This is a genomic window from Flavobacterium sp. 1 (assembly GCF_002797935.1).
Classification (GTDB): Bacteria; Bacteroidota; Bacteroidia; order Flavobacteriales; family Flavobacteriaceae; genus Flavobacterium.
On sequence record NZ_PGER01000001.1, the window covers coordinates 741,342 to 760,086 of the forward strand.

Annotated in this window: 17 protein-coding genes and 1 pseudogene; all 18 read left to right on the forward strand. The window is 32.0% G+C overall.

All coding sequences use genetic code 11. From position 1 onward, the window contains the following. Position 1: 1 nt before the first annotated feature. The 18 genes and pseudogenes from CLU83_RS03260 to CLU83_RS03345 all read left to right on the forward strand — a co-directional run bounded on the left by CLU83_RS03260 (position 2) and on the right by CLU83_RS03345 (position 18,729). Positions 2-619 (forward strand): 3-oxoacyl-ACP synthase, encoded by a 618-nt coding sequence (locus CLU83_RS03260; protein WP_100430294.1) that lies wholly within the window; start codon positions 2-4, stop codon positions 617-619. A gap of 2 nt (positions 620-621) precedes the next feature. After that, on the forward strand, positions 622-879 hold the full coding sequence (locus CLU83_RS03265) for a phosphopantetheine-binding protein (protein ID WP_100430295.1): 258 nt from the start codon (positions 622-624) through the stop codon (positions 877-879). 116 nt (positions 880-995) lie between these two features. Continuing rightward, positions 996-2,198, forward strand: a complete 1,203-nt coding sequence (locus CLU83_RS03270; RefSeq protein ID WP_100430296.1) for a beta-ketoacyl synthase — start codon at positions 996-998, stop codon at positions 2,196-2,198. Between the two features lie 10 nt (positions 2,199-2,208). After that, positions 2,209-3,273 carry a beta-ketoacyl synthase N-terminal-like domain-containing protein gene (locus tag CLU83_RS03275; protein WP_100430297.1) on the forward strand — a complete coding sequence of 355 codons (1,065 nt, stop codon included), beginning with the start codon at positions 2,209-2,211 and terminating at the stop codon, positions 3,271-3,273. After that, positions 3,270-4,043: a polysaccharide deacetylase family protein gene (locus tag CLU83_RS03280; protein WP_232726952.1), complete on the forward strand. Its 774-nt coding sequence runs from the start codon at positions 3,270-3,272 to the stop codon at positions 4,041-4,043. The genes CLU83_RS03275 and CLU83_RS03280 overlap by 4 nt, the downstream gene beginning before the upstream one ends. Further along, a complete protein-coding gene (locus CLU83_RS03285) occupies positions 4,033-4,668 on the forward strand; it encodes an outer membrane lipoprotein carrier protein LolA (RefSeq protein ID WP_100430299.1) in 636 nt (211 codons plus the stop codon). Before CLU83_RS03280 ends, CLU83_RS03285 begins: the two co-directional genes overlap by 11 nt. Further along, complete coding sequence (locus tag CLU83_RS03290; RefSeq protein ID WP_232726953.1) at positions 4,646-5,272, forward strand: hypothetical protein; 627 nt, start codon at positions 4,646-4,648, stop codon at positions 5,270-5,272. The genes CLU83_RS03285 and CLU83_RS03290 overlap by 23 nt, the downstream gene beginning before the upstream one ends. 8 nt (positions 5,273-5,280) lie before the next feature. Next, positions 5,281-5,886 (forward strand): outer membrane beta-barrel protein, encoded by a 606-nt coding sequence (locus tag CLU83_RS03295; RefSeq protein ID WP_100430300.1) that lies wholly within the window; start codon positions 5,281-5,283, stop codon positions 5,884-5,886. Between the two features lie 3 nt (positions 5,887-5,889). Then, positions 5,890-6,531 carry an outer membrane beta-barrel protein gene (locus CLU83_RS03300; RefSeq protein ID WP_100430301.1) on the forward strand — a complete coding sequence of 214 codons (642 nt, stop codon included), beginning with the start codon at positions 5,890-5,892 and terminating at the stop codon, positions 6,529-6,531. A 4-nt stretch (positions 6,532-6,535) separates the two neighbouring features. After that, on the forward strand, positions 6,536-6,907 hold the full coding sequence (locus CLU83_RS03305; RefSeq protein WP_100430302.1) for a 3-hydroxyacyl-ACP dehydratase: 372 nt from the start codon (positions 6,536-6,538) through the stop codon (positions 6,905-6,907). Positions 6,908-6,941: 34 nt separating this feature from the next. Then, a complete protein-coding gene (locus tag CLU83_RS03310) occupies positions 6,942-7,424 on the forward strand; it encodes a hypothetical protein (protein WP_100430303.1) in 483 nt (160 codons plus the stop codon). A gap of 15 nt (positions 7,425-7,439) precedes the next feature. Beyond that, positions 7,440-8,620: pseudogene (locus CLU83_RS03315) on the forward strand (DUF2062 domain-containing protein). 4 nt (positions 8,621-8,624) lie between these two features. Beyond that, complete coding sequence (locus CLU83_RS03320; protein ID WP_100430304.1) at positions 8,625-12,311, forward strand: 1-acyl-sn-glycerol-3-phosphate acyltransferase; 3,687 nt, start codon at positions 8,625-8,627, stop codon at positions 12,309-12,311. Then, positions 12,311-13,825 carry an NAD(P)/FAD-dependent oxidoreductase gene (locus tag CLU83_RS03325; RefSeq protein ID WP_100430305.1) on the forward strand — a complete coding sequence of 505 codons (1,515 nt, stop codon included), beginning with the start codon at positions 12,311-12,313 and terminating at the stop codon, positions 13,823-13,825. The genes CLU83_RS03320 and CLU83_RS03325 overlap by 1 nt, the downstream gene beginning before the upstream one ends. Before the next feature lie 63 nt (positions 13,826-13,888). After that, positions 13,889-15,562, forward strand: coding sequence for a C45 family peptidase (locus tag CLU83_RS03330; RefSeq protein WP_100430306.1), 1,674 nt, complete (start codon positions 13,889-13,891; stop codon positions 15,560-15,562). After that, the gene (locus CLU83_RS03335; protein WP_100430307.1) at positions 15,562-16,860 is read left to right on the forward strand and encodes an AMP-binding protein; all 1,299 of its coding nucleotides are present in this window, start codon (positions 15,562-15,564) and stop codon (positions 16,858-16,860) included. The genes CLU83_RS03330 and CLU83_RS03335 overlap by 1 nt, the downstream gene beginning before the upstream one ends. Before the next feature lie 318 nt (positions 16,861-17,178). After that, positions 17,179-17,943, forward strand: a complete 765-nt coding sequence (locus CLU83_RS03340; protein ID WP_100430308.1) for a phosphatase PAP2 family protein — start codon at positions 17,179-17,181, stop codon at positions 17,941-17,943. 36 nt (positions 17,944-17,979) lie between these two features. After that, entirely contained in the window at positions 17,980-18,729 is a 750-nt protein-coding gene (locus CLU83_RS03345; protein ID WP_100430309.1) for a hypothetical protein, read from the forward strand. Positions 18,730-18,745 lie beyond the last annotated feature (16 nt).

Here is an 18,745-nt window from a genome sequence, read left to right on the forward strand (position 1 = left end):
AATGACAGTAAATAAGAATTATATTCACTCTTTTTGTTCTATTCAGAAAAATACAATTTTTTTGAATGGAGAAATGGTTTTTAATACTGAAGATGATTTGTTTGCTGGTTTTTCAAAGAAAGCCTATCAGCATTTTGAAATGAATTATCCGAAGTTTTTTAAAATGGACAATTTGAGTAAGCTGGCACTTTTAGGAGCCGAATTACTTTTAGAGACAGCTGATGAAAACTCAGAGGAGAACAATACAGCATTGGTATTTGCTAATAGATCGTCGAGTTTAGATACCGACTTAAAATATCAAAATTCTATTTCAGATTCAGAGAATTATTTTCCTAGCCCAGCAGTTTTTGTTTACACATTGCCTAATATTTGCTTAGGAGAAATAAGTATTAAACATCAATTGAAAAGCGAAAATTCTTTTTTTATATTTGCGGATTATGACCCAGTATTTATGGAAAACTACTGTAATATACTTTTGGAAACCCAAAAGGCAAATAAAGTTTTATGCGGATGGGTTGAATATTTTAATGAAGAATACAAAGCCTTTCTTTATTTGGTAGATAAACAAGGTAAAATGGAACACAATCATAAACAATTAAAAAAACTATACAATCAATAATTATGGAAGCATTAAAACAAGAATTAAAAAGTAAAATAATAGAAGTTTTAAACCTTGAAGATATTACTGTTGCAGATATTAATGATGATGATGCTTTATTTGGAGATGGTTTAGGGCTTGATTCTATTGATGCATTAGAACTTATTGTGATGTTAGATAAAGATTACGGTATCAAATTAGTGGACCCAAAAGAGGGAAAAACTATTTTTAAATCTATTGAAGTTATGGCTGCTTATATTGCAGAAAATAGAGTTAAGTAATTTTAGGCTTTTTGGATTGTCTGATATTTAGATGCTAATAGCTTTCTGAAAGAAGAGAATTTAGGGAATCCAATAATCTAATAATCCAACGGTCTAAAAATCTAAGAAATCTAAAAATGAGTATAGGTGTCGCCATTACAGGGATGGGTATTATTTCTTCAATTGGAAATTCAGTTGAGGAAAATTATAGCGCATTGCTGAATAGTCATGCGGGGATTACAACTATCGAAAATATTGCGACGGTTCATGCTGATGTGATTAAGGTTGGCGAAATTAAAAAGACCAATCAAGAGTTAATCGACGAATTGCAATTAGCAAAAGACAATAATTTTTCCAGAACTGCCATGCTTGGAACTATTGCTGCCAAGCAAGCAGTAAAAAACGCTGGAATTACTTCTATTAACGAATATAGAACTGGATTGATCTCTGCGACAAGTGTGGGAGGAATGGATATGACGGAGCGCTATTATCATGAATATTTTGAAAATCCCAATGTTGTAAAATACATCAGCAGTCATAACGCAGGAGATAATACCAATAAAATTGCAGCGGAATTAGGTTTAATAGGTATGATAACTACCATTAGTACGGCTTGTTCTTCTTCTGCTAATGCTATAATGTTAGGAGCGCGAATGATAAAATCCGGTAAATTAGACCGTGTTATAGTAGGAGGAACTGATGCGATGTCTAAGTTTACTATCAATGGATTTAAAACTCTTATGATTTTATCTGATGGTTATAATAAGCCATTTGATAATGATAGAAAAGGACTAAATCTAGGAGAAGCTGCAGCCTTTTTAGTTTTAGAATCAGAAGAATTGGTTAAAAAAGAAAACAAAAAAGTGTTAGCGAGAGTTTCGGGTTATGCCAATGCTAATGATGCCTTTCATCAAACTGCTTCTTCAGAAAATGGGGACGGTGCTTTTTTGGCAATGAAAAAAGCGTTTAAAATAGCCCAATTACAACCTAACCAAATTGATTATGTCAATGTTCATGGTACAGCAACTCCTAACAATGACTTATCCGAAGGGAGAGCGATGGTGCGATTGTTTGGTGAAAATAAAGTGCCAGACTTTAGTTCCACAAAGCCTTTTACTGGACATACTTTGGCCGCCGCCGCCGCTATTGAAGCAGTATATAGTGTGTTGGCCATTCAAAATAACGTGGTTTTCCCAAATTTGAATTTTGAATCTCCAATGGAAGAATTTAATCTGATACCTCAAAGGACTTTAAAACATGCAACTATAGAGCATGTGCTTTCTAATTCTTTTGGATTTGGGGGAAATTGTTCTACATTGATATTTTCTAAAAGCGAATAATACATTCATAATGAGCAAGATTTATATAAATGGATTAGGTTGCATTTCGACCCAAAAGACTTTTGATACTCTTTTTCTTGAAGAAGCGGTGGTAAATGAGGCAGATACTGTTTTTCCAATCCATCAGCCGGTTTATAAGGATTTTATATCTCCAGTAGCAAGCAGAAGAATGGCAAAAGGAGTCAAAAATGGAATAGTTGCTTCGACTCTTGCTTTGCGAGAAGCCCAGTTGGAAACCGTTGATGCTATCATCACTGGAACAGGAATGGGATGTATCGAAGATTCGGAGAAGTTTTTGAAAGCGATTTTGGATAATAACGAAGAGTTTTTAACACCTACTTCTTTTATTCAATCGACACATAATACCGTTGGTGGTCAAATTGCTTTAGGACTGCAGTGCAAAGCCTATAATCTGACGTATGTAAATGGTTCAGTTTCTTTTGAATCGGCACTTTTTGATGCCAAAATGATGATTGAAGAAGGCGAAGCCTCTTCTATATTAGTGGGCGGAATTGATGAAACTTCCGATTATACCATGTCTTTGTTTAAGTTAGCAGGTTTTGTTAAAAATGAGAATCAAGGAGTTCATTCATTTTTAGAATCTACTTCTAAAGGAGCTGTTCTTGGAGAAGGAGCTACTTTTTTTGTTGTAGAAAACGAAGTGAAAGAAACAACAATAGCTTCCGTTTTGGATATTGAAATTCTGAATAAATTAGAAATTGATGAGGTGGAAAAGAAAGTTGTTACTTTTCTTGCTTCCAATAATTTAAAACTAACAGATATTGACGCTGTAGTTTTGGGATATAATGGAGATGTAGATTCGGATTTGTATTATAGAAAACTTTCACAAGTTACTTTTAAAAATACACCACAGGTATATTATAAGCATTTAAGCGGCGAGTTTGATACCGCTTCAGCATTTGGATTGTGGGTTGGAACTAAAATTATTCAGACCCAAAATATACCTGCAATTGTGAAGATAAATACAATCAATAATGAGGTTTATAAAACGATTTTGTTGTATAATCAACGCAATGGAATAGATCATAGTTTTACCTTAATTTCAAGCTGTTGAAGCATATCTTAACAAATATGTTTTTTATTTTACTGCTTTTGCTGCTCGCTTTAGCAAGCTTTTATGCAGTGATCGATATCAAATATTTTATACTCGTTGGGTGTTTATGGCTTTTGATTGTATTTATCGGATCCTCATTTATTGGCTCTAATTACCATGTAAAAACATATTGCAGTAATCCATTAGTAAAAGACAAAAAAATTGCAATAACATTTGACGATGGTCCCAATGAAATGACAATTGCTGTTTTGGAAGTATTGAAAAAGTATAATGCCAAAGCTGCTTTTTTTTGCATTGGTAAAAATATTGAAACTCATCCTGATATTTTAAAAAAAACAATAAATCATGGACATACGATAGGAAATCATTCGTATAGCCATGCTCCTTTTTTTGATTTTTACAATAAAAATCAAGTAATTGCCGAAATTGAAAAGACAGATGCTTTGATAGAGAGTGTCTTAGGGAAGAAAACTACTTTATTCAGACCGCCTTATGGGGTTACAAATCCTTCCATTCGCAAAGCTTTATCAGTAACGAAACACAAAACAATTGGTTGGAATATTCGGTCATTGGATGGAGTTATTAAAAATGAAAAATTTTTATTAGACAGAATAATTAAAAGAATTAAACCTGGAGGAATTGTACTTTTGCATGACACATCTGTTGAAACGGTTAATGTGTTAGAGCAATTGCTCTCTTTTTTAGAAAAAAACAATTACAGTGTTGTTCCTTTGGAAGAACTCTTGAACATAAAAACGTATGAAGACTAAAATATTTATAGTATTGATTTTTTTGAATGTTTATCAATTCCAATCTTGGGCACAGGATCAGAAAATGACTGACAATGAGATTACTGCTTTTAAGCAATCAGTGGCGTTGGTGTCTAAAAAAATAAAGACTTTAAGTACTGATTTTGTACAATACAAGCACCTTGATTTTCTATCAAAAGATATTGAAACTTCGGGGAAAATGATTTTCAAAGAACCAAATTCTTTGCTTTGGCAATATAAAAAGCCATACAGCTATACAATCGTTTTTAAGAATGGAAAAATACTTATTAATGATGAAGGAAAGAAAAGTGCTGTAGACATTGGAAGCAGTAAATTGTTTGGAAAAATCAATAAACTGATTGTTGGAAGCGTGAGTGGAGATTTATTTGATGATAAAGAATTCACGATTTCGTATTTTAAAAATAAAGATCAAAACATAGCCAAGTTTATTCCCAAAGATGCCACTCTTAAAAAATATATTAAGCAAATAGATTTAACTTTTGATAAAGAAGATGCGACTGTGATTCAGGTTAAATTATTAGAATCTTCAGCTGACTATACTCGAATTGTCTTAAAAAATAAAGTAATCAATGCCAAAGTAGATGAAGCTTCTTTTTCGAATTAGTAGTATTGCTATCTTTTTATTTGCATCATGTGCCAGTAATAAAGTAGTAAAGGATTACAAAGCTGTCCCTTTAGAAACAAGCGCTTTTGAAGTTCCATATTTTTCAAATCAAGCAATAGATTATGTGTATAAAGCCAATGTTTCGGTTTATGGTAATGAATTAACTGGCATTTTTATTGCCAAAAAAGTAAACGACACCACACATAGAGTTGTTTTTACTACTGAATTTGGTAATAAATTACTCGATTTTGAAATTTCTGAAACAGATTATAAAATCAATTTTATTCTGGAAGAATTGGATAGAAAATTATTGATAAATACTTTGGTAACTGATTTTAGATTGCTTTTGCGAAGTCATTATACCACAAGCAATCAATTTGATAACAGTGGGGAAAGAATTTATGCGACTTTGGATAAAAATAAAATGAATTATCTTTTTGTTTCAAAAGCAACAAATAAATTAAGTAAAATTGTACATAGCACTAAAAGAAAAGCAATAATTAACCTCTATTATACTTCTAAAAATGATATTTTTGCCGATAAGATTATCATCGAACATAAAAATATAAAATTAAAAATTGAATTAAATTATTTTAACCAATAACTGAAATTATGAATAAAAAAAATCAAATAAACAAAGGTATACTGGTTCTACTCTTTATTTTTTTTGGAATGTATAATGCTCAAGCTCAGGTAAGTTTTCAGCCTGGATTTAGAGGAGGAGCTAATTTTTCTCACTTTACAAAAGGAGATTACTATTATTATAATGATCCTATGGATACTAGGAGTGATGATAATTATTCTTCAATAACAAATTTTTATATTGGTTTTTATGGTGCTTTGAAATTAACAAGACATTATACTTTACAGCCTGAGATTAATTATTCAGCTCAAGGTTCTGATTACAGGTCAGCAACAGTTAACAAGAATTTTAAAGTCGATTATTTGTGTTTTCAGATGATGAATAAATTTACATTTACGGATAAGTTTAATGTACATTTTGGACCAACACTTGAATTTGTTGTTGATAAAAACTTTGATGTAGATGCTGATGTTGATTTGGCGTTTGTACTTGGTACAGGTATTAATATTACTCGTAATTTAGGAATTGAATTAAGAGTCAAAAAAGGAATTGTGCCAGTAATTGATTTTAGTGATAATAGTCACACAAATGTTGTGTTTTCTGTAGGAGGTACGTATACATTTGATGTAAAATAAGACATGAAAATAAGAGTAATTACTATTATTTGTTTTGTATTAATTGGAATTGTACAATCAAATGCGCAAGTAACATTTAGGCCAGGTATAAATGTTGGTTTGAATATTTCAAATATACAAAATACAAATTTTGAATCAAAAGAGGGTCTTTACATTGGAGCTTTTGGAGCATTAAAACTTTCTAAATTTTATACTTTACAAGAAGAACTTACGTATTCAGGTCAAGGCGGTAAAGCGACAATATATGGTTTTTATTACAATCAGAGTTCTCCAACTGAAATTAATACAGTATATGAAGCTAGAGATGTTGAAATTTCATTGCAATACTTGTCTTTTGTAACCATGAATAAATTTAATGTTAGTGAAAGTTTTTACTTTCTTGCAGGTACTTTTTTTGATATATTAGTTGAGAGTAATTTTAAAATTGATTCAGATAATAATTTTGTTGCAAACATATCAAAAGGGGAAGATGTTGATTTTGGAATAATTGGTGGTCTCGGATTTAGTTTGCCAAAAGGGTTCTCAATTGAAGGAAGGATTAAAAAAGGGGTTAGGGATGTTTTTGACGATCATAATGGGAGTTCAATTGTAAATACCAATTTAGTTTATCAAATAGGAGGAACTTATACATTTAACATAAAATAAAGCTATGCTTTTAAAAGATTTTTATACAGTAAAAGTGTTGGAAAACACTGTTGATTCTAAATATAATGCACAAATCACAATCAATGAGAATCATGATGTTTTTCAAGGACATTTTCCAGGAAATCCTATTATGCCGGGTGTTTGTATGATGCAGATTATAAAAGAGTTAACGGAGCAGATTACTGCATGCTCTTTATTCATGGAATCTTTGAGTAATGTTAAATTTATGGCTTTAATTAATCCATTTATAAATCCTGATTTGCTTTTAGAATTGGATATAATTACAACAGATGATAATTTGGTTAAGGTTAAAAATGTTAGTTATTTTGACCAAACAGTTGCTTTGAAATTAAGTTGTATTTATAAGAAAGTATAATTAAAATGCTGTAAATAATTTTAATTTTAGTGTCATGAAAACTACCTTTCTTTTTATTTTATTTTATTTCGCTAATCCTTCTGTGACAGAAATCAGAAAGTTATATATGACTGCAGCTACAACTGAAAGCGTTGCAAAAGAGATGGCCGCAAAACTGTCAGATATTACCAAAGAGGACAATAATAAAGTTTTAGTTGCCTATAAAGGAGCGTCAATAATTATTCTTTCCAAACTGGAAAAAAAAGTAGGAGACAAGTCCAAAAAATTCAAAGAAGGAGCAGCCTTATTGGAATATGCCGTAACTGCTGAACCCAACTCGGTGGAGATCCGGATGATTCGCTTGAGCATTCAGGAAAATGTACCCAAAATAGTCAATTATAGAGGAAATAAGAAAGAGGATAAAAAGTTTTTAATGGATCATTATAAAGAACAAACGGGGGCGTTAAAAGCTTATGTAGGTGAATTTATAACACAGTCCAATAGTTTTACTGCTATTGAAAAACAATTGGTTGAATAGTTTAAGAATTTAAAAATGAATACTAGTTTTTCAGAAGCAAAACGTATGGATCAACATAAAGTTTGTGTTATTATTCCAACATATAATAATCATAAAACTTTAAAACGTGTTATAGATTCGGTTTTGCAATATACTGCTGCTATTATTATTGTAAATGATGGTGCTACAGATAGTACTGTTCAAATTCTGAAAGAATATTCAAACTTGATTCAAATTCACCATTCTAAAAATTCAGGAAAAGGATTAGCGCTTCGCAATGGTTTTAAAAAAGCTTTAGCATTAGATTATAATTACGCCATTACAATTGATTCTGATGGACAGCATTTTGCTTCCGATATTCCAGTTTTTTTAACGGCTTTAGATATGAGCTCAGAAACACTTTTGATTGGAAGCCGCAATATGGTTCAGGAAAATGTTCCTAAAAAAAGCAGTTTCGGAAATAAATTTTCAAATTTTTGGTTTTGGTTCGAAACTGGAAATAAATTGGAAGACACACAATCAGGTTTTAGATTGTATCCTTTGCGAAAAATTCCAGTTCATTATTTCACAACCAAGTTTGAGTTCGAAATCGAAGTTATTGTTCGTTCGGCTTGGAAAAATATACCAGTAAAAAATATTCCGATTCAGGTTTTGTACGATCCAAAAGAGCGGGTTTCCCATTTTAGACCCTTCAAAGATTTTACCCGAATCAGTATACTTAATACTGTTCTGGTTATTATTGCTTTGATTTATATTAAGCCGAGAGATTTTTTTAGAAAACTAAAAAAAAAAGGACTTAAACAATTTTTTCTAGAAAATGTGCTTGAAAGTAATGATTCGAATATTCGAAAAGCGGCTTCAATTGCATTAGGAGTTTTTATTGGAATTTGTCCTTTTTGGGGATTTCAAACCATTTTGGTATTATTTTTGGCTGTTTTGCTAAAGCTTAATAAAGTCATTGCTTTCGCATTTTCTAATATAAGTTTCCCCCCTTTTATTCCGTTTATTATTTATGGTTCACTCAAGTTAGGAAGCTATTTTATTACCAGCAGCAAATCATTGGTATTAAACACGAACATGCCATTTGAGGATATTCAAAAAATATTGCTCAATATCTTGTTGGAAGTTTTATTTTAGCGACTTTTATGGCTGTACTTTTTGGACTTACAAGTTATTTGCTATTGACTTTGGTTGCTAATTTAAAATATAAAAAATAGCTGCATGCAAAAAAAACTATTCGACTTATATACATTCATAACTTCCAGAAAATTACTTTCGTTTGGTATGGCAATTGTCATGGTCTTAGTTTTAGGATTCTTAGCTTTCAGAATCTCTTTTCAGGAAAATATAAATCAATTAATACCTTCTAATGATCAGTCTGGAATAACTTCAAAAGTATTAGATCAGGTTAATTTTGCTGATAAAATTACAATTATAATTTCCACTAAAGAAAACGGCTCATCAGAGAATCTGACTGAGTATGCCAATGTTTTTTTAGATAGTCTTGATTCTGCTTGCAAACCCTATATTTCCAAAGTACAGGGTAAAATTGAAGAAGAAAATATTCAGGAAACTTTTGATTTTGTATATGATAATTTGCCGCTTTTTTTGGATCAAAAGGATTATGAACATATTCAGAATAAACTGCACAAAGACAGTATTGCCAATAGTGTTGCGGCCGATTATAAATCCATAATTTCTCCTGCTGGACTAGTATCTAAAGATTTTATTCTTAAAGATCCGCTTGGTGTTTCTTTTATTGCTTTAAAAAAAATGGAGCAATTAAGCGTGGGTGATGACTTTGCTATCGAAAACGGATTTGTTTTGACCAAAGACAAAAATAATTTATTGCTTTTTATTACTCCCAAATTAGCGACGAATGAAACGGACAAAAACACTTTTTTTATAAGTAATTTGGATAAAATCAAAGCGAATTTAAATCAACAGTTTAAAGGCAAAGCTGAGATGACTTATTTTGGAGCTACGCCTGTGGCTGTTGCCAATGCTACACAAATTAAATCGGATGTTCAAAGCACTTCTATATTTGCGGGAGTTGCCTTGATTTTAATACTTGCTTTTTTTTACAGAAGTATCACTACTCCAATAATTATTTTTATTCCTTCCTTGCTGGGCGCTTTGTTTGCTTTGGCGGTTTTGTATATCTGCAAAGGGAGCATATCGGCTATTTCTTTAGGAATAAGTTCTATTTTATTGGGAGAAACTACAGATTATTCGATATATGTTTTAACCCATTTGAGAAATAACAAGAATGTTAAACTGCTTTTCAAAGATATTACACGGCCATTGTTGCTTTGTGGGATAACTACATCAATTACGTTTTTGTGTTTGTTTTTTATTAAGTCAGAAGCGTTACAGGATTTGGGTATTTTTGCTGGATTGAGCGTAGTTGCTACTACTGTTTTTTCTTTAATTTTAATTCCGGTTTTGTACAATTTTAATTCCAAAGTTCTTATTCAAAAACCAAATGTGATTGACAATTTGGGTGCTTATTCGTACCATAAAAATAAATTTTTGATAGGTTTGGTGTTGGCATTATTTGTAGTCTCACTTTTTACGTATTCAAAAGTTACTTTTAACAATGATCTTTCAGATTTGAATTTTATGACTCCCGAACTGAGGCTGAATGAGAAGAAACTAGATCAAATTGCAAATAACAATGATTCTAAATCTATTTATTTGGCTACTTACGGTAAAAGTTATGATGAAGTTGTAGCCAATAATAATACTCTTTTTAAAGTATTAGAGAAGGATAAAGCAGGTAAGGATATTTTAAATTTCAGTTCTATTGGTGGAATTGTTTTTTCTGCAGAAGTTCAAAATCAAAAAATCAAGGAATGGAATTCTTTTTGGGATTCACAGAAAAAAGAAAATTTGAATAAGACTTTAATTAGCGAAGGAAATCGCTATGGTTTTAAAGCTGATGCTTTTTCTGGTTTTTTTGAATTGCTTGATAAAGACTTTAAGCCAGTAACTATTGATGACTATTTTAAAATGAAATCTTTTTTTCTTGATGAATTTGCAGCTCAAAAAAATGGATTTTTTACTATTTCAACTTTAGTAAAAGTTACTAATGGAAAAAGAGATGTTTTTGTAAATCTAATAAAAAAACAGCCCTATTTGGTTGTAATTGACAGACAGGAAACAAATAAGACGTTTTTAGGAACATTAAAAATGAATTTCGAAAACCTTGTTGATTATTCTTTTATTGCGGTTTTTTTAGTCCTGATATTAGCTTTCAGAAAAATTGAATTGGCTATTATCAGTATTATTCCAATCCTTATAAGCTGGATTTTTACAACTGGACTTATGGGACTGTTTGGATTGCAGTTTAATGTAGTTAACATTATAGTTTGTACTTTGATTTTTGGAATTGGAGTTGATTACAGCATTTTTATGACTACCGCTTTACAAAAGGAATTTACATACGGGAAAATTGAATTGCCAAGTTACAGGACTTCAATTATACTATCGGTAGCTACAACAATTTTAGGAATGGGGGTGCTTGTTTTTGCCAAACATCCTGCACTAAAATCTATATCATTAATTGCTATTATAGGGATATTTTCGGCACTGATGATAACATTTATTATTCAGCCGCTAATTTTCCATTTTTTTATAACCAATAGAGTGAAAAAGGGGAAAGCTCCTTATGAAATTAAGAGACTATTGCATTCCGTTATTTCGTTTACCTATTTTGGATTAGGATGTATAGTATTGTCATTAGGAAGTGCCATTTTGATGGTAATTTTGCCTTTCTCAAAAAAATCAAAACTAAGAGGATTTCATTTTTTGATGTCTAAGTTTATGCATTCAGTCTTGGCAAGTTATCCTTCCGTAAAAAGGAAAATAAATAATACTTCACAAGAAACCTTTGATAAACCTGCCGTAATTATTGCTAATCATAGTTCGTTCCTCGATATTTTGGCTATTGGAATGTTGAGTCCAAAGATTATTTTCTTAGTTAGTGATTGGGTATATAATTCTCCAGTTTTTGGAAAAGGAGTTCGTCTAGCTGGATTTTATCCAGTGTCGAGTGGTATGGATAATGGTGTAGAACATTTGCGTTCCAAAGTAGAGGAAGGTTTTTCTATAATGGTTTTTCCAGAGGGAACACGATCTGAGGATAATGCGATTAAACGATTTCATAAAGGTGCTTTTTATTTGGCTGAACAATTACAATTGGATATAATTCCAGTGCTCATTCACGGATATTCTGAAGTTTTGCCCAAAGGAGATTTTGTTATCAATGGAGGAAATACGACGGTGACAATTCTAGATAGAATTTTGTATGACGATACCTCTTTTGGCACTAATGCTGCCGAGAGAACTAAAAAAATAAGCAGTTTCTTTAAACTGCAATATAAAAAGCTGCGTTTAGATTTAGAAGGCGTCGATTATTTTAAAGCTAAGCTTATGAATAGTTATGCTTTCAAGGAAATGCAGATATTGAATGCAGTAAAAGTTAATCTAGAGCAAAATTTGCAGCTATATTATGATTTGAATAAATGGATAGATTCTAAAGCTCGAATACTTCATTTTGGAAGTGACTATAGGCAATTGGATATATTATTGGCATTACAAGAACCACTAAGAAAAATTGATTCGGTTATTCTTTTGGAAGAGAATAGAGAAATTGCCAAAACCAATTATATACTAAAGAAAAGAGCGATTCATTATTTGGATCAAAATGAATTGAATACTCTCAAAAAATATGATGTAGTATTGCTTTCGAATGAAAATGGAGTAAGCAATTTGGATGCAGTATGCAATTTAGCGAGCACTGTAATTGTATTAAATAATAAAAAATTAAAAGAAACAATAGCGTCATTTGGTTTTCAAACTGTGCATGAAACAGAAGAAATGATTGTACTAAAGAAAGGGATATGATGAAAAAGCATTATGATGTTGTTGTAATCGGAAGTGGATTGGGCGGACTCGTTTCGTCTATAATTTTAGCCAAAGAAGGTTATAGCGTTTGTGTGCTGGAAAAAAATAATCAGTTTGGAGGCAATTTGCAAACGTTTGTTCGGGATAAAACAATTTTCGACACGGGAATTCATTACATTGGAGGATTAGGTGAAGGCCAAAATCTATATCGATATTTCAAATACATTGGTATTATGGATAGTTTGAATCTCAAAAAAATGGATGAGGATGGATATGATATAATTTCTTTTGAAGATGTAGACGTGGAATTTCCGCATGCTCAAGGATATGATAATTTTGTGAATCAATTGGTTAAATTTTTTCCTGACGAAAGAGAGGCTATAAATAAATATTGTGAAGCAATTATTACCACCTGCGATACATTTCCCCTTTATAATTTAAGAGCAGAAGGACGCTATGACAACGACATTCTATCTGTAAATGCAAAGAATTTTATTGCAGGATTGACTGATAATAAAATGCTGCAGGCTGTTTTTGCTGGAAGCAATTTTTTATATGCTGGAAGCGGAGCTAAATCCCCTTTTTATGTACACGCCCTCACGGTTAATACTTACATGCAAAGTTCATGGCGTTGTATAAATGGAGGCAGCCAAATTACTAAACAGTTAATTAAACAACTCAAAAAATATGGAGGAGTTGTTTTTAAGTATAAAGATGTTGACCAGTTAATTGTTGAAAATAATGTTATTACCACTGCCAAAATGAAAGACGGCACGAGTGTTACTGGAAAATACTTCATTTCGAATATAGACCCTAAAGCTACTTTGAAATTAGTGGGAGAGAACCATTTTAGGAAAGCCTTTGTAAATAGGATTTCGAGTTTAGAAGGCAGTATTTCTGCTTTTAGTTTATATATCGTTTTTAAGCCAAAAACGTTTAGGTATTTAAATAAGAATTATTACCATTGTAAAAATAGTAGCGAAGTATGGGAAGCTCAAGATTATAACGAGCAAACTTGGCCAAAAGCATTTATGGCATCTATGAATGCTTCTAAAAAAGAGGATGGTTGGGCAGAAGGAATGACTTTTATTACTTATATGAAGTATTCCGATTTAGAACCATGGAAAGATACATTCAATACTGTGGCCGATGTTAATAATAGAGGCGAAAGTTATGAGGATTTTAAAGCTCGTAAAACTAATCGTTTTCTAGAAGTAGTAGAAAAAAAATTCCCTGGAATAAAAGATTGTATTAAATCAGTCCACACTTCTACACCATTGTCGTATAGAGATTATATTGGAGGTTATAATGGTAATATGTATGGTTATGAAAAAGATTCTGATAATCCAATGAAGACATTTATTCCTTCAAAAACAAAGTTAGATAATCTATACTTAACAGGGCAAAGTGTCAATATGCATGGCGTTTTGGGCGTTACCATTGGAGCAGTTGTTACTTGTTCTGAAATTTTAGGGAAAGATTATTTGATAAACAAAATTAACCAGACAGCATAGTGGAAATAAACTAAGCATTACTAAAATGTTTATAGATCAATAGGGAACCAGAAATAGTTGCATATGAAAAAACAGATTTTATATATTTTTTTCTTTTTCTTTGCTTTATTCATAGCTTCTTGCGGTATCTCAAAATCAATGCGTCATCAGCCAGAAATTGCTGCATATAATAATATAAAACCTGTTGTTCAAAAGCAATCTGATACCATTTTTTATACCAGAAATAATTTTTTACTTAGAAATAAACAACATTTATGGGAACTATATGCCGAGGGTGATCCATTGGAAAGGGGATTAGCTATTGGTAGTTTGACAGACTCCTTATTAAAAAAACAAGAACATATTTTGTTTGATAAAGTAAATGAATTGATTCCTTCGGATTTTAAGAGATCGATACTTCGAAATTTCCTAAAATGGTTCAATCGAAAATTATATCTGAATGTTGATAATGAGTTTCAAACTGAAATTTATGGAGTTTCTCAATATGCACCAAAGGATTTAAGCTATATTGCGCCCTCTTTTTTGAGAGATTTATACCTGCATGGTGCTCATGATATTGGTCATGCAGTTCAAGATTTAGCAATGGTAGGATGTACGTCATTTGCGGTTTGGGGCAATAAATCGGATGACGGAAGTTTGATTTTAGGTAGAAATTTTGATTTTTACGCTGGTGATGATTTTGCAAAAGAAAAAATAATCGCTTTTATTAATCCAAAAGATGGGCATCCATTTATGATGGTAACCTGGCCAGGAATGATAGGTGTTTGCTCAGGGATGAATGCCGAAGGATTGACAGTAACTATCAATGCTGGTAAATCTAAAATTCCATTAATTGCCAAAACGCCAATTTCTATTGTAACCCGCGAAATTTTACAGTATGCCAAAACTATTGATGAAGCTATAGCAATCGCAAAAAAAAGAAAAGTATTTGTTTCCGAATCAATTATGGTTGGCAGTGCCAATGATAATAAAGCTGTTTTGATTGAAATTGCACCAGACAATTTAGATATTTTTGAAGCCCCCAATGGTAATGAATTAATTTGTTCCAATCATTTTCAAAGTGAGGCTTTAAAAGATAATAAAAGAAATTTGAATCAAATAAAGAATAGTCATTCCCAATATCGTTTTGATCGAATGACAGAATTACTTAATGAAAACCAAAAAATAACACCGCAAATTGCTGTGGATATCCTTAGGAATAAAGATGGAATTAATAATGTGTCATTGGGGTATGGTAATGAAAAAGCTATTAACCAACTATTAGCCCACCACGGAATCGTTTTTAAGCCAGCTCAGCGGCTGGTTTGGGTATCTGCAAGTCCTTATCAATTAGGTGAGTTTGTCTGCTACGATTTGAATGCAATTTTTAAAAACAAAAAAGAGAATACTGCCAGTTTTGTTTCATTAGAAAATGAAACAATGAATATTCCGCCCGATCCGTTTTTAAAATCAGCGGCTTATCAAAACTACATTCAATTTCGCATCGAAGACAAAAAGATGGATGCTGTTTTATCGAATAAAACCAATTTGCCTTCGGGAAATTATATTGGTTATTATCAATCTTTAAATCCTGATTATTGGGTTGTTTATTATAAAGCAGGATTGTACTTTTATCGAAATAAAAAATATGATTTAGCTCAAGATCAATTTGAGAAAGCATTGACTAAAGAAGTTACTTCACTTATTGAAAGAGAAAAGATTAGCAGTTACTTAAAAAAAATAAAAAGAAAACGATAATGATTCCAAAAATAGAATTAGATGCCAAAGCCGAAATAAAATCGTTTCAGGAACAAAAGCTGCAGGAAGTGTTACATTATGTTAATACAAATTCACCCTTTTATAGTTCCTTCTTTGCTAAAAATAATATTGATATTGCCAGTATAAAAACAATTGAGGATTTAACTTTATTACCAGTTACTTCAAAGGAAGATTTACAAAAGCATAATGATGATTTTTTATGTGTTCCAAAGAATAAAATTATTGATTATGCTACTACATCAGGCACTTTGGGAGAACCCGTTACATTTGGACTGACAGATGATGATTTAGATCGTTTGGCTTACAATGAAGCCATTTCATTTGATTGTGCAGGAATAAAAGAAGGCGATGTCGTACAATTAATGACTACAATTGACCGTCGTTTCATGGCGGGATTGGCCTATTTTTTGGGGCTTCGAAAAATGAAAGTTGGAGTGATTCGTGTAGGCGCAGGAATTCCCGAATTACAATGGGATTCAATTATGAAGTACAAACCAACGTATTTAATTACTGTTCCATCTTTTTTATTAAAAATGATTGAATATGCTGAACAGCACAATATTGATATTAATAATTCGAGTGTAAAAGGCGCTATTTGTATTGGAGAGCCTATTCGAAATCAAGATTTTACTAGTAATACTTTGTGTAAAAAGATAACGGATAAATGGAAAATTAAGTTGTTTTCTACTTATGCTTCGACCGAAATGAGTACTGCTTTTACCGAATGCAGCCATGGAGTAGGAGGGCATCATCATCCGGAATTAATTATTGTCGAAGTATTGGATGAAAATAATAATCCTGTTTCAAATGGCGAATCAGGAGAATTGACCTTTACTACATTGGGAATAGAAGCGATGCCTTTAATTCGCTTTAAAACTGGCGATGTTGTGCAGTTACATACTGATTCTTGTTTATGCGGGCGAAATACATTGCGGGTCGGACCAGTAATTGGAAGAAAACAGCACATGATTAAATATAAAGGAACCACATTGTATCCGCCGGCGATGAATGATGTTCTAAATGATTTTACAGCTATCGAAAACTATATTATCGAAATTACGACTAATGATTTGGGTACCGATGAGATTTTGATAAAAATTGCAACTCAAAATCCAACAGCCGTGTTTTTGCAAGAATTAAAAGATCATTTTAGAGCCAAGTTGCGTGTTACTCCAAAAATTGAATTTACTGCCAATGAAGTTTTAATTCCATTAATTTTTAATCCAAACAGCAGAAAGCCAATTCGGTTTTATGATAATAGAAAAAACATACTTTAAACAGAAATTCAATTTAAATGCCTATTTTGTTGCTGTTGATTTTTGAACTTTTAAAATAAACTTCAACATGTCAGCTTTGAGATTAATCATGGAAGAACAAGCTTAGATGAAAGGCAGGTATTGCATATAGGAACAGATACGAAGCCAGACAACTTTGCGTGGCGTCCAGATAAGATCATTAGCTTGTTCGAGAAGACTTTGAGAAGCTGGCAGCAGGAATCAGCGTGCTAAGTTTAAATAATGTTTTAAAATCAATACAAAATACAGAATTAATTCAGAATTGAATTCGTACTTTGTATTGATTTTAAAACAGTTATAATGAAATGTTTCCGGATATTTGTTGTATTGCTGTCAACTCATTTTTTGACAGCACAAAACAGTGTTACAGCTACTCTTGTGGTAAAAGATACTGTGCAGAATTTAAAGTTTAACTATAAACAATTAATAATTCCCAGTGTATTAATTGGTTATGGTTTTATTGGTCTTAACAGCGATCAGCTTAAGAGTTTTAATTCTGAGATTCAGGAAGAAGTGAATGAGCATATTGACGAAAAGCTTACGATTGATGACTTTGCGCAATACGCACCAGCTGCTTCGGTTTATGTTTTGAATGCATTTGGCGATAAAGGGAAAAATAATCTCAAAGACCGATCCATTATTTTGACCAGTTCCTATCTTATGATGAGTGTTGCGGTTCTTGCTTTAAAAGACATAACAAAAGAGGAAAGACCTGATGGTTCTTCCAATAATTCATTTCCTTCGGGGCATACTGCAACTGCTTTTGCCGGAGCGGAGTTTCTTTGGCAGGAATACAAAGATAGGTCCATTTGGTACGGAGTAAGCGGTTATATTATCGCTACTGGAACAGGTGTTTTTAGAATTATCAATAACAGGCACTGGCTTACCGATGTAGCGGCTGGAGCAGGGATTGGAATTTTAAGCACCAAGGTTGCTTATTGGATTTATCCTTATGTCAATAGAAAACTTTTCAGCACCAAAGCTAAGGAAAACAAAGTTTCTTCGATGATAATGCCATATTATAATGGAAAACAATTGGGTTGCGGTTTAGTGATGCAATTCTAATTTTTTTGAGACACTATAAAATCTAAAGTTTAATAGATGAAACATTTACCCCAAATAAATCTTTTTTATTGGGCATTAATTATTAGTGCCAATACGATGGGAGAAACGGCAGGAGATTTGATTTCCCAAACATTTAATTTAGGTTATGACGGTGGGACAATTGCATTAATTGCACTCTTTTTAATTGCGTTGGCAATTTCAATTTGTTCAAAAACCCAAAAACCGCTTTTGTATTGGATCGTAATAACTTTGGCAAGTACAGCTGGAACAACAATTTCAGATTTCATAAGCAGGTCATTCTTTCATCTGCAGTTGGGGTTTACAGAAAATCAAGGATATACTTTCGAAACAATGATATTGATTGTTGCATTGCTATTTACATTTAGTATTTGGAAATACCATTCAACAGCAAACACAATAGAAAATGGATTAAACAAACGAACTGAATTTTTATATTGGATCGCAATTTTAACATCAAGCACCTTAGGAACTGCCTTTGGAGATTTATTAGCACACAACACATCATTGGGTTTTGACGGCGGAACTCTGCTCTTATTACTATTCCTTGCTGTTGTTGTCGGATTGGTTTATTTGACCAAAACATCAAGAGAACTTTTGTATTGGTTAGCCATTATTCTCACACACCCGATTGGTGCAACAATGGGTGACTATCTGACCAAACCCGAAGGGATGAATTTTGGAAACATAAAGGCAAGTTTGCTATTAGCTGCTGTATTTATAGTGGTTATTGCAACTGGACAATTGACCAAAAAACAGATAGCTTAAATAAAAAAACTAAATT

Excerpts from the sequence above, each read along its gene's own strand:
- CLU83_RS03330 (WP_100430306.1), top strand. The coding sequence starts at position 13,889 with ATGAAAAAACAGATTTTATATATTTTTTTCTTTTTCTTTGCTTTATTC.
- CLU83_RS03325 (WP_100430305.1), top strand. The coding sequence starts at position 12,311 with ATGAAAAAGCATTATGATGTTGTTGTAATCGGAAGTGGATTGGGCGGA.
- CLU83_RS03340 (WP_100430308.1), top strand. The coding sequence starts at position 17,179 with ATGAAATGTTTCCGGATATTTGTTGTATTGCTGTCAACTCATTTTTTG.
- CLU83_RS03295 (WP_100430300.1), top strand. The coding sequence starts at position 5,281 with ATGAATAAAAAAAATCAAATAAACAAAGGTATACTGGTTCTACTCTTT.
- CLU83_RS03290 (WP_232726953.1), top strand. The coding sequence starts at position 4,646 with ATGAAGCTTCTTTTTCGAATTAGTAGTATTGCTATCTTTTTATTTGCA.
- CLU83_RS03275 (WP_100430297.1), top strand. The coding sequence starts at position 2,209 with ATGAGCAAGATTTATATAAATGGATTAGGTTGCATTTCGACCCAAAAG.
- CLU83_RS03260 (WP_100430294.1), top strand. The coding sequence starts at position 2 with ATGACAGTAAATAAGAATTATATTCACTCTTTTTGTTCTATTCAGAAA.
- CLU83_RS03305 (WP_100430302.1), top strand. The coding sequence starts at position 6,536 with ATGCTTTTAAAAGATTTTTATACAGTAAAAGTGTTGGAAAACACTGTT.
- CLU83_RS03335 (WP_100430307.1), top strand. The coding sequence starts at position 15,562 with ATGATTCCAAAAATAGAATTAGATGCCAAAGCCGAAATAAAATCGTTT.
- CLU83_RS03265 (WP_100430295.1), top strand. The coding sequence starts at position 622 with ATGGAAGCATTAAAACAAGAATTAAAAAGTAAAATAATAGAAGTTTTA.
- CLU83_RS03285 (WP_100430299.1), top strand. The coding sequence starts at position 4,033 with ATGAAGACTAAAATATTTATAGTATTGATTTTTTTGAATGTTTATCAA.
- CLU83_RS03300 (WP_100430301.1), top strand. The coding sequence starts at position 5,890 with ATGAAAATAAGAGTAATTACTATTATTTGTTTTGTATTAATTGGAATT.
- CLU83_RS03320 (WP_100430304.1), top strand. The coding sequence starts at position 8,625 with ATGCAAAAAAAACTATTCGACTTATATACATTCATAACTTCCAGAAAA.
- CLU83_RS03345 (WP_100430309.1), top strand. The coding sequence starts at position 17,980 with ATGAAACATTTACCCCAAATAAATCTTTTTTATTGGGCATTAATTATT.
- CLU83_RS03310 (WP_100430303.1), top strand. The coding sequence starts at position 6,942 with ATGAAAACTACCTTTCTTTTTATTTTATTTTATTTCGCTAATCCTTCT.
- CLU83_RS03270 (WP_100430296.1), top strand. The coding sequence starts at position 996 with ATGAGTATAGGTGTCGCCATTACAGGGATGGGTATTATTTCTTCAATT.